Origin of the sequence: Streptomyces ovatisporus (genome assembly GCF_042653885.1) — a bacterium.
Taxonomy (GTDB): domain Bacteria; phylum Actinomycetota; class Actinomycetes; order Streptomycetales; family Streptomycetaceae; genus Streptomyces; species Streptomyces ovatisporus.
The window spans coordinates 764850-779481 of sequence record NZ_JBHSFH010000007.1; the positions used below are offsets into that span (position 1 = coordinate 764850).

General features: G+C 69.4%; 12 protein-coding genes and 1 tRNA gene. 3 read left to right on the plus strand and 10 right to left on the minus strand.

Annotated features, from left to right (window positions below; all coding sequences use genetic code 11):
* Positions 1–199 precede the first annotated feature (199 nt).
* Positions 200–1693 carry a N,N-dimethylformamidase beta subunit family domain-containing protein gene (locus tag ACFPA8_RS17210; protein WP_386449309.1) on the plus strand — a complete coding sequence of 498 codons (1494 nt, stop codon included), beginning with the start codon at positions 200–202 and terminating at the stop codon, positions 1691–1693.
* A gap of 165 nt (positions 1694–1858) precedes the next feature.
* Positions 1859–2800 (plus strand): phosphoribosylaminoimidazolesuccinocarboxamide synthase, encoded by a 942-nt coding sequence (locus ACFPA8_RS17215; RefSeq protein ID WP_386449311.1) that lies wholly within the window; start codon positions 1859–1861, stop codon positions 2798–2800.
* Between the two features lie 87 nt (positions 2801–2887).
* On the opposite strand, the gene ACFPA8_RS17220 is transcribed toward ACFPA8_RS17215, so the two are convergent.
* A tRNA-Gly gene (locus tag ACFPA8_RS17220) sits at positions 2888–2960 on the minus strand.
* 282 nt (positions 2961–3242) lie between these two features.
* Between ACFPA8_RS17220 and ACFPA8_RS17225 the strand changes: the two genes are divergently transcribed.
* Positions 3243–4292, plus strand: coding sequence for a helix-turn-helix transcriptional regulator (locus ACFPA8_RS17225; RefSeq protein ID WP_386449313.1), 1050 nt, complete (start codon positions 3243–3245; stop codon positions 4290–4292).
* A 157-nt stretch (positions 4293–4449) separates the two neighbouring features.
* Here ACFPA8_RS17225 and ACFPA8_RS17230 read toward each other — a convergent pair whose 3' ends face one another.
* From ACFPA8_RS17230 to ACFPA8_RS17270, 9 genes are all read right to left on the minus strand, one after another.
* Entirely contained in the window at positions 4450–5937 is a 1488-nt protein-coding gene (locus ACFPA8_RS17230; RefSeq protein WP_386449315.1) for a phytoene desaturase family protein, read from the minus strand.
* On the minus strand, positions 5934–7868 hold the full coding sequence (locus ACFPA8_RS17235) for an ABC transporter ATP-binding protein (RefSeq protein WP_386449317.1): 1935 nt from the start codon (positions 7866–7868) through the stop codon (positions 5934–5936). The genes ACFPA8_RS17230 and ACFPA8_RS17235 overlap by 4 nt, the downstream gene beginning before the upstream one ends.
* A 10-nt stretch (positions 7869–7878) precedes the next feature.
* Positions 7879–8634 (minus strand): class I SAM-dependent methyltransferase, encoded by a 756-nt coding sequence (locus ACFPA8_RS17240; RefSeq protein WP_386449319.1) that lies wholly within the window; start codon positions 8632–8634, stop codon positions 7879–7881.
* A 193-nt stretch (positions 8635–8827) separates the two neighbouring features.
* Complete coding sequence (locus tag ACFPA8_RS17245; protein WP_386449321.1) at positions 8828–9532, minus strand: hypothetical protein; 705 nt, start codon at positions 9530–9532, stop codon at positions 8828–8830.
* Complete coding sequence (locus ACFPA8_RS17250; RefSeq protein WP_386449323.1) at positions 9529–11436, minus strand: alpha/beta fold hydrolase; 1908 nt, start codon at positions 11434–11436, stop codon at positions 9529–9531. The genes ACFPA8_RS17245 and ACFPA8_RS17250 overlap by 4 nt, the downstream gene beginning before the upstream one ends.
* A 247-nt stretch (positions 11437–11683) precedes the next feature.
* Positions 11684–11854, minus strand: coding sequence for a hypothetical protein (locus tag ACFPA8_RS17255; RefSeq protein ID WP_386449325.1), 171 nt, complete (start codon positions 11852–11854; stop codon positions 11684–11686).
* 80 nt (positions 11855–11934) lie between these two features.
* On the minus strand, positions 11935–12108 hold the full coding sequence (locus ACFPA8_RS17260) for a hypothetical protein (protein ID WP_158715429.1): 174 nt from the start codon (positions 12106–12108) through the stop codon (positions 11935–11937).
* A gap of 510 nt (positions 12109–12618) precedes the next feature.
* Positions 12619–13281, minus strand: coding sequence for a response regulator transcription factor (locus ACFPA8_RS17265; RefSeq protein ID WP_386449526.1), 663 nt, complete (start codon positions 13279–13281; stop codon positions 12619–12621).
* A 5-nt stretch (positions 13282–13286) separates the two neighbouring features.
* Positions 13287–14600: a sensor histidine kinase gene (locus tag ACFPA8_RS17270; protein ID WP_386449327.1), complete on the minus strand. Its 1314-nt coding sequence runs from the start codon at positions 14598–14600 to the stop codon at positions 13287–13289.
* Positions 14601–14632 lie beyond the last annotated feature (32 nt).

Sequence of the window (14632 nt, forward strand, 5' to 3'; positions counted from 1 at the left end):
ACCTCGTGGACCCCCTGGACGCTGCCTCGGAGGACACCGCGAGCTTCCCGGCAAACCAACCTTCCCGGCCACAGCACTAGCACGCCTGTCCAGGACCGGGTGTCTGTATCGGCCAAATGAGCGACCAAGGGTGACGCTGCGCTCGCGTAATGTGATGGGCTGAACCGCGGGGGGACGAATGTGGACTGGGGAGTCACAGGTGGGGACCGAAGACATCCGGCGCTGGGAGTCGGGGGCACTCGCGCACGCCGTCACCGACCCGTTCGGCCAGGGGCCGCTGCCCTGGCTCCGCTTCGGCGAGCAGTACTTCGACAACGGCCGCATGGTCCCCTGGTACGTGGACCAGACCGGACTGGAGGGCCTGCTGCCCGGCGAGTCCCTCAGCCCGGCCGGGGTCGGCCGCCCCAGAACCGCCGACGACGTGCACTGCCAGATCAAGGGGTTCGCCGGAAGCGACGGCGGCACCGCACCGGGAGACTCGCTGGACTTCCGGATCACCGTCGACCCTCCCCAGGCCTTCTCCGTCGACGTCTACCGCATCGGCCACTACGGCGGCGACGGCGCCATCAAGATCACCACCAGCCCGCGTCTCTCCGGCATCCGGCAGCCCGCTCCCCTCACCGCCGAGCGCACCGTCTCCTGCCACCACTGGTGGCTCTCCTGGCGGCTCCAGGTCCCCTCCCACTGGTCGACGGGAGCCTACGTCGCGGTCCTCACCACGGCGGACGGACGGCACCGCTCCCACATCCCCTTCACTGTTCGCGACCGCGATCCCGCCGACCTGCTGGTGGTCCTGCCCGACCTCACCTGGCAGGCCTACAACCTCTTCCCCGAGAACGGCCGCGACGGTGCCAGCCTCTACCACGCCTGGGACGACCGGGGCCGTCTGCTGGGCGAGGAGGACGCCGCCGTCACCGTCTCCTTCGACCGTCCGTACGCCGGCGCGGGCCTTCCCCTGCACATCGGCCATGCCTACGACTTCATCCGCTGGGCCGAGCGCGTCGGGTACGACCTGGCCTACGCCGACGCCCGCGATGTGCACGCCGGGCGCGTCGACCTCTCCGCCTACCGCGGAGTGATCTTCCCCGGACACGACGAGTACTGGTCGGTGCCCATGCGCCGCCGTGTCGAACGGGCCCGCGACGGAGGCACCGCGCTCGTCTTCCTCTCCGCCAACACCATGTACTGGCAGGTGGACATGGACCCCCTGCCCGGCGGATCGCCGGACCGCCTGCTGACGTGCCGCAAGCGCCGCGGCCCGGGCCGGCCGGCCCAGTGGCGCTCCCGGGGCGAACCGGAACAGCGCGTCCTGGGCGTCCAGTACGCCGGCCAGGTCCCCGAGCCGCACCCCCTGGTGGTGCGCAACAGCGAACACTGGCTGTGGGAGGGCACGGGAGCGGACGAACGCGACGAGCTGCCCGGCCTCGTCGCCGGGGAGGCCGACCGCTACTTCCCCCGTACGAGCCTGCCGGAGTACACCGAGCGCGTGCTGCTCGCCCACTCCCCGTACCAGGACACGGGTGGTTCACGCCGTCACCAGGAGACGTCGCTGTACCGGGCCCCGTCCGGCGCGCTCGTCTTCTGCTCCGGCACCTTCGCCTGGTCGCCCGCGCTGGACCGGCCGGGGCACGTCGACTCCCGCGTGCAGCGGGCGACGGCCAATCTGCTGGACCGTGTGTGCAAACGCGACTGACTGCCGGGACGGGAGTCCCGGGCACCGCCGGGCCACAGAGCTGACCGCTGCTCCCGCGCATCCGGCAGCCGCCCGCCGGCGCCCTGACCGGACCGCCCCGAGGTGTGTGCGCAGGCCCGTACGGGACAATCGGAACCCGGAACCATGCCAACCCCCGGAGGAGCAGTGTCCGGATTCGTCGACAAGCCCGACCCCGTGCAGGTGCCGGGCCTGCTGCATCTGCACACCGGCAAGGTGCGCGACCTGTACCGGAACGAGGCGGGCGATCTGGTGATGGTGGCCAGCGACCGCGTCTCGGCATACGACTGGGTGCTGCCCACCGAGATCCCCGACAAGGGCCGGATTCTCACGCAGCTCTCGCTGTGGTGGTTCGAGCAGCTCGCCGACCTCGTGCCGAACCACGTGATCAGCACCGACCTGCCCGAAGGTGCTCCCGCCGACTGGGAGGGGCGCACCACGGTGTGCCGTTCGCTGCGCATGATCCCGGTCGAGTGCGTCGCGCGGGGCTACCTGACGGGCTCGGGCCTCGTGGAGTACGAACAGTCCCGTACGGTCTGCGGGCTCGCACTCCCCGAAGGGCTCAGCGACGGCTCGGAGTTGCCGGGGCCGATCTTCACTCCGGCCACGAAGGCAGCCGTGGGGGACCACGACGAGAACGTCAGCTACGAGGAGGTCGCACGCGAGGTCGGTGCGGAAACCGCCACCCAGCTGCGTCAGTTGACCCTCGCGGTCTACCAGCGGGCCCGCGACGTGGCCCTCGACCGCGGCATCATCCTCGCCGACACCAAGCTGGAGTTCGGACACGGCACCGACGAGGGCGACGACGGCATCGGCGTCCCGGCCGAGACGGACGTCGGCCTGGTCCTCGGTGACGAGGTGCTCACCCCCGACTCGTCCCGTTTCTGGCCCGTCGACCAGTGGCAACCGGGCCGCGCGCAACCGTCGTTCGACAAGCAGTTCGTCCGCGACTGGCTGTCCGGACCCGAGTCCGGCTGGGACCGGAAGGGCCAACTGCCGCCTCCCCCGCTGCCGGAGAGGATCGTGGAACAGACCCGCGCGAAGTACGTGGAGGCGTACAGGCGGCTCACGGGGCTCGACTGGGCCTGAAAGCCACAGCCCCCCGCACGCGTGAAGGGGTCCCGGTCTGCGGACCGGGACCCCTTCACGTCTGCACACTTCGTGTGCGGTGATCCGAGCGGACGACGAGGTTCGAACTCGCGACCTCAACCTTGGCAAGGTTGCGCTCTACCAGCTGAGCTACGTCCGCATGAACCGGCGACGGGGTCCTGCTCGACCCCACGGCTCGCGACCTACTATAAACCAAACACAGAGCCGCCTCACCGGAGTCGAATCCTCCGACGAGGAAGGTGCATACAGGGGCAGATGCGCACCACATTGGGGGCGGCAGTGAAATGTTCCCGGTCCGAGGGGTGTTGGAAGCCTTCGTTTTTTCTATGCTCGGACTCCTGTTCAGGCTCGTGGGCACCCAAAGCTTTGACGACCACCCACTGCACGGGCCCAGCAGGCGACCGAAGTGGGGGAGATCAACTTGGGTACCGACGAGATGTCCTGTCTCGGTCTCACCGAGGAGCAGGAACGGATCTACCGGTTGTGTCTTCGCGAGCCGGGGATCGGGCTCGACGGCCTGATCGACCAGCTCCGGCTGTCGCCGCACGCCGCGCGTGAGGAGCTCGGCCGGCTGCGCGAACTTGGCCTGCTGCACAGCGAAGTGCCCACTCAGGGCGGGTCCGAGGAGCCGTCCGGCGAGGACCGTCCGTCGGACGAGGACGGACTCGCCGCGGCAGACCCGGATGTGGCGGTCGCCCGGCTGCTGGATCTGCGTCTCCACGAACTGCACGAGAAGCTCCAGCAGGTCACCGAGCTCCAGCCGCTGGTGGCCTCGCTCCGTCCGGAGAGCGCGGAGCAGCGGCCACCGACCGTGGTCGGTATCGAGCAGATCACCGACCTGCCCAAGATCCGTGACCGGATAGACGACTTGGCCTTCTTCGCGCGGGAAGAGGTCTCCCTGGTGGAGCCGTCGACCGCGCTCCGGCCGGAGGACATCGAGCAGGACCGGCCGCGGGTGCTTCGTTGCCTGCGCAGGGGGCTGACCGTCCGTACGGTGCTCGTCCGCAAGGTCCTGGACCACGCACCGACAGTGGCGTACCTGCGGGAACTGGAGTCGCACGGTGCCCGCGTGCGGCTGGTCAGCCACACCACGGCGAAGATCCAGATGTACGACCGCCGCACCGCCGTCGTCCCCGTCCACCCCGAAGACAGCTCGCGCGGCGCGCTGTTCGCGCAGGAGAGCGGCCTGGTCTCCAACATCCTCGCCATGTTCGAATCGATCTGGGCGGAGTCGGACGACCTCGGCGCGCTGCTGGGCGAGCGCAGGTCCGAAGACGACGACGGTCCGTCCGAGCTGGAGCGGATGGTGCTGCGCGCGATGTGCTCCGGAGGGAAGGACGAGGCCGGGGCGCGCGACCTCGGGGTCTCGGTGCGCACGTACCGGCGCTACATCGCCGATCTCATGCAGCTGCTCGGGGCGGGCAACCGTCCGCAGGCGGCGCTTCTCGCGCGGGAACGCGGCTGGATCTGAGGCCGGACCGGCAGAAGCCCGGCACCCGCGAAGGAGTTCGGCGGGACGGTCGCGCTGTCTGTCCATGCCTGTCCATGCCTGTCCATGCCTGTCCATGCCTGTCCACGCCTGTCCGCCTGTGCACAGGCGCGTCCGACGGGCCCGTTCCCGGTGGCGTTCAGGCCCGCGCAGGGCTCAGCGACGGCGCCTTGCGCACGCCGAAGCGGTGCCGCAGCGCCGAGCGGGCGGCCAGATACCCGGACATGCCGTGCACGCCGGGGCCCGGCGGAGTCGACGCCGAGCAGAGGAAGACCCCGGGCAGCGGCGTGCGGTGCGGGTCCAGGTACGGCACCGGACGGGCCACCGACTGGTAGAGCGTCATCGCACCGGCGCCGATGTCGCCGCCGACGTAGTTCGCGTTGTACTTCTCGTACTCGCCCGCGGGGATGCCTCGGGCCGCGAGAACGGTGTCGCTGAAGCCCGGTGCGTACTTCTCGATGCGGGTGCGCAGCAGTTCCACGGGATCACGCGGGTCGCCGTTGGGCACGTGGGCGTACGCCCAGACCGGCCGCTTCCCCTCCCGAGCCCGCCCGGGGTCGGTGACAGCGGGGTCGACGAGCAGGACGAAGGGCTCGTCGGTGGTTTCGCCCCGTACGGTCAGCGTCTCCTGCCGTGCGACGGTGGCACGTGTCCCGCCCAGGTGGACGGTCCCCGCGCGCCCGACTTCGGGGTTGGTCCAGGGGATGGGCCCGGACACGAGGAAGTCGGCCTTCGCGGCGCCGGGACCGTAGTGGTACCGCCTCAAGTGCCGGGCGTAGCCTGCGGGAAGCTGCTCCCCCGCCATCTCCAGCAGCTGGGTGGGAGTCGTGTCGAGCAGCACGGCCCGTACACCCTCGAACTGCCGCAGGTCGGTGACACGAGCCGAGGTGTGGAACGTCCCGCCGTGCGCGCGGATGTCGTCCGCCATGACCTCGGCGATGCGCTCACTGCCGCCGCGGGGCAGGGGCCAGCCCGTACCGTGCGCGAGGTGTCCCAGCAGCATCGCCACCGAAGCGGACGCGAGACTGGGCAGCTTGCCCACCGCGTGCGCGGCCACACCGGTCAGCAGCGCCGGCGCGACCTCCTCGGTGAAGCCGCCGAGGAGGCGGCTGCCGGGCGAGCCGGTCCGTGCGCCGAGCCGCGTGCCGTGCGCGGGCAGCCGCGCGGCCAGCAGCAGCGGTGCGAGCAGGTCCCGCGGCACGGACCGCTGGCCGCTCATGAAGAACTCCACCAGGCCGGCGCTGTGTTCGAGGAGCGGAGCCATCAGCCGCCGCCAGGCGGGCCCGTCCTTGCCGAGCACCTCGCAGGTGGTGTCCAGGTCGCCGTAGGCCAGGCCCGCGCGTCCGTCGTCCAGGGGATGTGCGTAGGCGACAGGCGGGTTGAGCAGTTCCACGCCCCGCTCCGGGAGCTGGAACTCGCGGAAGAAGGGGGAGGCCGCGGCCATCGGGTGCACCGCGGAACACACGTCGTGACGGACGTCGCTGTCGAAGCAGGCCTCGCCGCGCAGACCGCCCCCGATGGTCTCCGCGGCTTCGTACAGTTCGACCCTCAGCCCGGCCCGTGCCATGGTCACCGCCGCGGCGAGCCCGTTGGGGCCGGTGCCCACGACGGCGACGTCGGGTGTCACAGAGAGTTCCCCGCCGCGTCCGCGGCGCTCACCGGGCCGGCATGGGCCGGCTGCGGCACCTCCGGGGTGTGGGACATGGAATGGGCTGCCTGCAGCTGGGAGTTGGCCAGCCGGTAGTACAGCGCGTTCCGCTTCATCAGTTCTTCGTGCTTGCCCGAAGCCTGGACCTGTCCGTCGGCCATGACCACGATCTTGTCCGCGTCGACGACGGTCGAGATGCGGTGCGCGATGGCGATGACGGCACACCGCGAGGAGACCTTGCTCAGCGTCTCCCGGAACTCACGTTCGGAGTCGGAGTCCAGGTGGGAGGTGGCCTCGTCGAGGAGGAGCACGGCGGGTTTCTGAAGCAGTGCGCGCGCGATGCACAGGCGCTGGCGCTGGCCGCCGGAGAGGCCGCTCCCCTGGTCGCCGAGCTCGGTGTCCAGGCCGTCCGGCATCGCGTCGACGACCTTGGTGAGACCGGCCAGTTCGAGAACCTCGCGGATCTGCTCCTCGCTGGCTTCCGGCTGGGCGTACACCACGTTCTCGCGTACGGTGCCGCGCATCGCCGCGGTGTCCTGCTGGACGTAACCGACCAGGCCCCGCAGCGTGCTCAGCGGCATCGTCTCGATGTCCTTGCCGCCGATGAGGATGCTCCCGCCGTCCAGTGCGTGGAAGCGTTCGACGAGCTGGAAGAGAGTGGTCTTGCCCGCTCCGGACGGACCGACGATGGCCGTCATCCCGCGTGACGCCACCGAGAAGGACACGTCCGTGAGCGTCTCCGCACCCTCGTCCGCGCTGCCGTAGCGGAAGCGGACGTCGCGGAACTCCACGGCGTCCTTGTCCTCGGACAGCGACTTCTTGGCCGGCGCGGGCCGTGACTTGTGCCGCATCCGGTCCAGGACGCCGCCCTCCTGCGGCAGGACGGTGAGCTCGTCGACCCTGCGGATGGCGGCGCGGCCCTGCTGGAACTGTCCGATGGCGAGGAAGAACAGGACCAGGGGGGAGACCATGTAGAAGAGGTACATCACGAACGCGGTGAGGTCCGCCATCGACATCGTGCCGCGGGTCACCCGCGTCATGCCCACCCCGACGACGACGGCGAGTGCCGCCTGCGTCCCCACGTTCATGGCGGGCATGAACAGCGCGTTGAGCCCGTTGACGCGCACGCCCGAGTTGCGGGCCTTCCAGGCCAGCAGGCCTATCCGGTGCGTCTCGCGGTCCTCCGCCCGGGACGCCTTCACCGTGGGCAGGGCCGACAGGACGCGCTGCACGTCCGAGCCGTACTGGCTGGTGTCCTCACGGTTGACCATCGCGGCGCGGCGCACGCTGCGCGCCAGGAACAGGGAGATCGCGCTGGCGATGCCGAGGCAGGCCAGGGTGATCAGCATCATCCACACGTCGATGACGAACATGACGATGACGCCACCGGCGACCGTGAAGCCGTTGATGACGAGTTGGGCGAGACTCTGCGAAAGCGCGATCTTCGCCAGTGAGGTGTCGGCGACCGTACGGGTGAGGACGTCGCCCTGCTGCTGCTTGCCGTACGCGGACAGGTCGACGCGCAGGAGCCGTCTCGTGAGCAGCATCCGCACGTCGTAGACGATGTTCTCGCCCGCCCTGCCGATGAGGTACGACTGCAGCGCCGAGAACCCTCCGTCCACGCAGAACAGCGCGACGAGAAGGATGATCGACGCCGACAGCGGCTTGTTCTGCCCGGCCTGCTTGATCAGTTCACCGATCGCGTACGGCTGCGCGAGCTGCGCCGTGACGCCGACCAGCCCGACGACGATCCCGGTGGCCAGGAGCGCCCTGTGGCGCCGTGCGAGATACCACACGGCGGCCGGACCGGGCCCGCCGCCGCGCCTGCGCGCGTGCGCCGGTCCGATCCGCTCGTCCTGACTCTCCACGTGGAGAGTCCTGGAGCTCGCGTTCGCCTCCAGGGTGCTCATGGCGCTCACCTCATTTGCGGGTGTAGGTGCTGACGAACATGGGGGAGTCCTCTTGCCAGGGGGTCTCCTTCCAGTCCGCCCAGCGGTCCGCCGGCTGCAGACCGGCAGCACGGGCGTACGCGTCGACCTCGTCCGGCGTCGTCAGCCTCGCGAGTTCGGAACCGACGGACGACTTGCCGTCCTCGAACCAGATGTGCGACGCGTGCCACAGACTGTTCTCGAGGAGGGTGGAGTACGTCAGCAGTCCGGTGTTCGGCTCGGGATACGGGATGAAGTACGAGGTGCGCTGCTGGCCCTCGTGCAGGGCCCGTACACCGCCCGGGTTGGAGGTCTCCACCACGAGGGTGCCGCCCGGTGCGACCCGGTCGGCGGCGTGCTGGATCGTGGCCTGCTGCGCGTCGGCGTCCAGGAGCATCGAGAAGGTGGCGCAGACGCAGTAGACGAGCCCGTAATTGGCGTCGTCGGTGTAGTTCCGGATGTCGCCGTGCACCGCCTCGACATCCGCGTCCGCGTCCTTGGCCTTCGTCCTGAGCTGCTCCAGCATCTCGGGCGAGGAGTCGACGCCTGTGACGGGGAAGGCACGCTGGGCCAGCGGAATCGCCACCCGCCCTGTGCCGACGCCGAGTTCGAGGGCCCGTTCGCCGGGCTGTGGGTGCAGCGAGGCGAGCTTCCGTACGGTCGGCTCGGTGTAGTCGCCGCTCGGGAAGATCCGGTCGTAGAAGTCTCCGAACTGGCGTCCGTAACCTATGTCCTCCACGGAACTCATCGGTGCCTCCTCTCGGTCTCGTTGGGGCGGCGGTTACTTCTTCTTCTTGGCGAGGTTCAGCGCGAGGTAGCCGGCGATGACGATGCCGATGACGGCGATGACGATCGAAGCGGTGGACATATGGCCCCTTTCGGGAATCCGGTTGTGGTTCACCCGTCCCCGCAGGTTCGCGGGACGGACATTCGGTGCCGTGTCAGGCGGGCTGTACGGGCACTTCCTCGCGGGAGTCGTCCCGTATGTGCGACTCGTAGGAGGGCCGGGAGCTGCGTGCCGTCGCGGCCGGTCCGGTCTCGGCGGCCATCGAGGTGTAGGGCGAGACGAAGATGACCTCGGGGTCGTTCTCCTCGTAGCCGGTGGCCCTCACGAGAGTGAACTGGAAGCCCTTCACCTCGTCCGCCACGCCCTCCTCTTGCAGGCGGTGGCGGAGGAACGCGCACAGCATCCGGTAGGAGGGCAGCTTCTTCAGCGCGCCGAACCCCTTGTCGAGCTGGGTGATCAGCTCGGTGACGATGTCGAAGATCGCCTTCTCGGGGCGCCGGCCCGGGAACCAGAACATCTGGTGCAGTTTGCGGCCGACGATGACCTCGACCATCTTCCAGGGAGAGGTCTCCCCCTCGTGGTTCAGGGTCCGGTAGAGGATGTGGTAGTCGTGCTGGGCCGGAGTGGGCGCGAAGAAGCGCCAGTTGGGGAAGAGCACCGAGAAGATGTCGATCTTCTGCGCCCTGTTGAAGAGCGGATTCGGGTGCTGCGCGGAGAGAGTGCCCAGCAGCACCGCGGCGCCGGCCGCACGGGTGAGGCCGCCCGGACCGGTGAAGGCGCGGGCGAGCACCGACCGGGTTCCCCTCGTCGTACGGACCAGAGTTCCGGCCAGCGATGCGGGAGTCTGCGAGCTGGTCATCGTGCCTCCTCGGACTTGTTCCCCTCGGCGCCGGACCCGCTGCGGCCGGCGCCTCCTTCCTGCGCTTCGACCTCGCGGAGGAAGTCGAGGATGCGGCGCCCCACGTCGCTGCCGAGCCGGGCGTCGGTGAGCATTGTGTCGTGGTCGGCGCCTTCGAGCACCGAGTTGCGGACGATGTGTCCGTTCCCGCGGTGGGCGGCGGCCAGTTCGTTGTGCATCAGCAGCTGTTCCGGGTCGCGGTCGACGGTCCGCTGCGCCGAGAGCACCAGGGCATGACCGCCGACCGGGGGAAGGTCACCCTCGAACGCCTTGAAGTCCCGCTCGGTCGCGTCCCATTCGCGCATCCCGGCCCGCCAGAGGCGGCTGTCCGCGTACTGGGCGAAGGCGCGGCTGCGGACCTCCGCGGGCAGGTTGTGCACCCAGCGGGGGCGTACGAGCATCGCGCCCATGCCCGCACGCAGGCTGCGCGTGAACATGTTCAGGCCGTCCTTGAGGCGCTCCGCCGATTCCTTCTGCTGCTTGGAACGGTTCAGCTCCTCCGGGTGTGAACTGTCCAGGTAGATCACACCGTTGATCCGGTCGCCCAGTTCCTGTGCGGCACGGCGGGCGAGTTCACCGCCGAGCGAGTGGCCGACGAGGTAGACGTCCCGGCCCTCGTCCACGGCCCCGTCGACCAGGTCCACCAGGTCGTCCACCGACTCCTGGAGGGTGTACGGACCGGCGCTGCGGTGCTTGCTGGGGCCGTATCCGGCGCGGCTGTAGGTGATGATGCCGTAGTCGCTCTCCTCGACCAGCTTCTCCGTGATCCAGCCGAAGTGCTCGGCGGTGGAGGTCATGCCGGTTCCGAAGACGAGGACGGGCGCCTTCTCGTTCTCCGACACCCGCTCGTTGTAGTGCAGTTCGTTGCCGTGGCGGGTGGTGAGCACGCGGCCGTGCGGCCAGGGGTCGGTCGCCCGCATCCGGCGCATCGCGGCGAGGAAGCCCGCCACCGTGATGCCGATGGCCGCCATCGACGCCGTGGCGGTCAGAGCGCGGTCGTCCCGGCCGGCCACCGCGGGGTGCGACTTGGGTGCGCTGGTGTACGCGACCATGGGGTGCATCGCCTCGAAGGCCGTGATGAAGCGGCCCAGGCCCATGAAGTAGCCGTTGGCCACGTGGAACGCCGCCGCACTGGCCATGATGGGACGGGCGAGCGCACCGCCCTTGAGGTACGCCACCGGGAAGAGGCACTCCAGCGCGAGCACGCCGTGTGCGAGGTAGCGGGAGGGCACCGGGTAGCGGTTGGTGAGCTTCCACAGACCTTCGTGCCCGTACGTACGGGTGCGCATGATGCCGTTGAGCGCGGAACCGTCCCGCCACGGCTGCCCCAGCAGCTTCACCCAGCCGGAGACGAGGTAGGAGAGGTTCGCCTGGAGCGCCACGTACCACAACAGGGCGTCCTGCACCGCGGGTTGGGTCGACAGCCGGGCCATCCCGGCGGCCGTCTGCACGAACGACGACACCTGGTCCGAGCCGTCCGTGCCGTAGCGGTGGCGCGGGTAGAGGGCGGCGTTGCTGAGCCCGAGGAACATGTTCGCGGCCCCCCGCCAGCGGGCGTTGCCGGGCGCGAGGAGCGCCGCACCCGCCGCGATACGGGCGATGTGCAGGGCCTGCGTCGTGCGGGGGTGGCCGACGGCGTCCAGGATGCGCCGCGTGGGACGGGTCGAAGCGGCGTGCATCCCGCGAGCGATCGTCCAGTCGTTGAGCCCGCCGCGGCGGATCTGCCGCTGGTGGGTTATGTATTCGATGCTGGAGGTGAGTGACGTGACAGCCGTGAGGCGCTCGGAGATTGCGAGCGTACGGTCACGGGAGATCGGGACCGGCCCGAGAAATGTCGAGGTCAGCTTTTTGGCAAGCGATTTCACGTCGGTCTCCTCGGTGCCGGTGTCCCGGGTGCGGGGGGGTGGTCGGAAATGTGGGGGATTTGGCAAGAGGCGTGGTGCGGCAAATATGGCAATAAACAGGGTGGTCAAAAATTGAAAGAACCGGATAACGGGGGATCCGGTCGGCCGGTTTCTTGCAGCCGGCCGACCGGGAGGAGAGTCCCCGATTTCACGCTGCCCTGCAGAAGGGGGTACTACATGACGGCGTGAGTGAGGAGGAGGCTGAGAGTCAGCCCTGGCCCGCCTCGAAGGCCGCAACCGTCGCCGAAGCGATGGCGACGCCGCCCAGGAACGCACCCGGGGTGGCGAGCACGGGGGTGTTGTCCGCGAAGATGGCACCCTCGGCGTCGACGGCAGCGAGCTCAGCCGACTCGTTGATGCGCGAAGTGATGTCGTTCATGCGCACACTCCTGTTTCTGGTCGATGTCTTGCGAAGAATCCGGCCTCAGGTCAGGAATTCGGCCGGGAGTGGGGCGATCGTCAGCCGACAGCCTTGCCGGCCGCGTAGGCGCCGGTCACGACGGCCGCGCCGCCGACGAAGGCACCGGCGAGGGCGGGGGTGGCGAGAACCGGGGTGGCCTCTTCCGCGATCTCACCGTCGTGGCCCTCGTGGAGCTCGTCCTGAATCTGAAGGTTCAGCTTCGCTTCCAGCATGGAATTCCTCCTGTGCGTGTAAGACATGGCTGGCTGTGGTTCGCGAAAGTGGTCGAAGCCAGGAAGGCCCGGGGTGGTCATCGGGCACCATTTCCCCCGTTCGGTGAGCTTTCGGTCGTCACCGTAAACTGCAGCGAAGCGGGCATTTGTGCGCACGCTTACCTCTCCGTGAATGCCTGGCTCGCTTCCGCAGGGATGAAGATGCCAGCACGGGGGTGGGCCGCAGAAGAGGAATCCGTGACAGTTTGTTGCAAGGCAAGGCGACAGCTTCATGCCACGGAAGGTAAAGGACTGGACCAGTCTGTTACTGGGCAGTGAGCGATTTCCAGTTCCCTGAGCTGTAAGCTCAAGTAAACCTCAAAATCTTGGAATTGGCACCAGGTGCTGCAAGGGATATTCAGGGATAGCGAGGGATATCCGAGTCCGCAGTGGTTGCGCCCTCTTCGACCCAGCGGTTCGAACTCGTCCGAATTCGTCCCCGCAGTGCACGGTGCGTACCGTCCTGTGCCGTTACAGCCAGCCGCGCTCCCGGGCGATGCGCGCGGCCGCGTGCCTGTTCTCGGCACCCAGCTTGGCGGTGGCCGCCGAGAGGTAGTTGCGGACCGTACCCGCCGTGAGCGAAGCCCGCTCCGCGATCTCCGCGACCGGTGCGCCGTCCGCAGCCAGGCCGAGCAGTTCCGCTTCGCGGGCCGTCAGCGGCGAGTCGCCGGCGCTGATCGCGTCCGCCGCCAACTCCGGGTCGACGTAGCGGACTCCCTTGTGAACCGCCCTGATGATCTCCGCGAGCTGCTGTGCCGACGCGGTCTTCGGTACGAAGCCGCGTACGCCGGCAGCGAGCGCCCTCTTGAGATGGCCGGGCCGCGCATGGCTGGTGACGATCATATTCCTGCAGGAAGGCAGTGAGTCACGCAGCTGCGTCGCGACCTTCACACCATCCGCCCCGGGCATCTGCAGGTCGAGCACCGCGACGTCCGGTTCGTGCGCACGGGCCATCGCCACCGCCTCGGGACCGGACGCCGCCTCGGCGACGATGGTGAGGTCCCCCTCCAGCGCGAGCAGAGCGGCCAGCGCACCGCGGATCAGATGCTCGTCGTCGGCGAGAAGCACGCGGATGGGAGGCGTGTCGCCTCCTGCCACGCTCTCCCCGTCGGAGCCGGGCTCCGGCAGATCCACCGCGCTCACTCTGTTGGTTCCTTCCCGCCCGCGCCCCGGCCGTCGTCCGCGCGGCTGCCGATCGGGACCTCCGCCGTCAGTCGGAACGTACCCTTCTTGCTGTCCCCTGCGGAACGCAAGGTGCCGCCGACACCGGCGAGACGTTCGCGCAGTCCCGCCAGCCCCGACCCGGTACGTCCGCCTTCCGTGTCGCGTACGCCGGCGTGCACACCGTCGTTCTCCATCACCAGCAGCGCCTTGTCCTCCGCTGTGTCCGAGCCCACCCACACCGTGCACCAGGTCGCGTCCGCGTGCCGCAGCACGTTCGTGGCGCCCTCGCGTACGACCCAGCCGAGCGCGGCCTGCACCGGACCCGGCAGCGGAGCGTCGTCGCTCTCCGCGCGGCAGTCGACTCCGGCGGCACGCAGGATGCCCCGGGCGCCTGCGAGTTCGGTGGAGAGGTCCGCGTCACGGTAGCCGCGCACCACCGCGCGTACTTCGGACTGCGAATCGCGGGCGATGCCCTGCACCTCCGACATCTGCTCGACGGAGGCGTCCGCCGGTGCTCCCCGCCGCACCAGCTGCACCGCCAGTTCGCTCTTGAGCGCGATCGCGGAGAGGTTCCGGCCCATCACGTCGTGCAGGTCCCGGCTGAAGCGCAGCCGTTCCTCGGCGACCGCCAGCCTCGCCTGCACGCCGCGCGCCTCCTCCAACTCCCGGATGACGGCGATGTACCAGGCGGAGGAGCGGCCCGTGAAAACGGAGATGAGGCCGCCGACCGCCAGTACGGCTGCCGCCGCCAGCACGTTCGTCCAGGGCAGCCCGGCGACGGCCAGGGAGCCCGCGGTGACGAGGACGTAGCCGCACAGCGCCAGGGCCGCGGTCCGGCGCGGCAGTGTGATGCCGAACGTCACGGCGAAGGGCGCGAGGGCCCCGTACAGCGCCAGGCCGATGGTCACTCCGCCCTCGACGGCGTCGAGAGCGACCAGCACCACCGTCAGGGCGGTTATGGCCCCCAGCAGCCCGGTCGGCACTCCGAACCGCGCCCAGGGCAGGGCGCGCGTACCCAGATAGCTGTCGAGGGCCTGGTGCAGGAGCCCTGTACACAGCAGGCACTGCACCAGGCCCATCGCGAGTACCGCGCAGGCGATGGAGAACGGCAGGCGACCGGGGCCCGTGTTGGGCAGCAGCTGTACGACGAAGCCGACCAGCATCGCCCACGCGTACGCGATGAGCATCCACCGCGTCGACGCCTCGACCTGCTCGGTGCTGCTGCGCTCCTGCCACCGGCGGTATCTGGGGTTCACCCACCAGCGGATCACCGTGCTGGCTCTCCTCACCGGAGCGCCTTCCGGAGCTCCGCCTCGTCCGT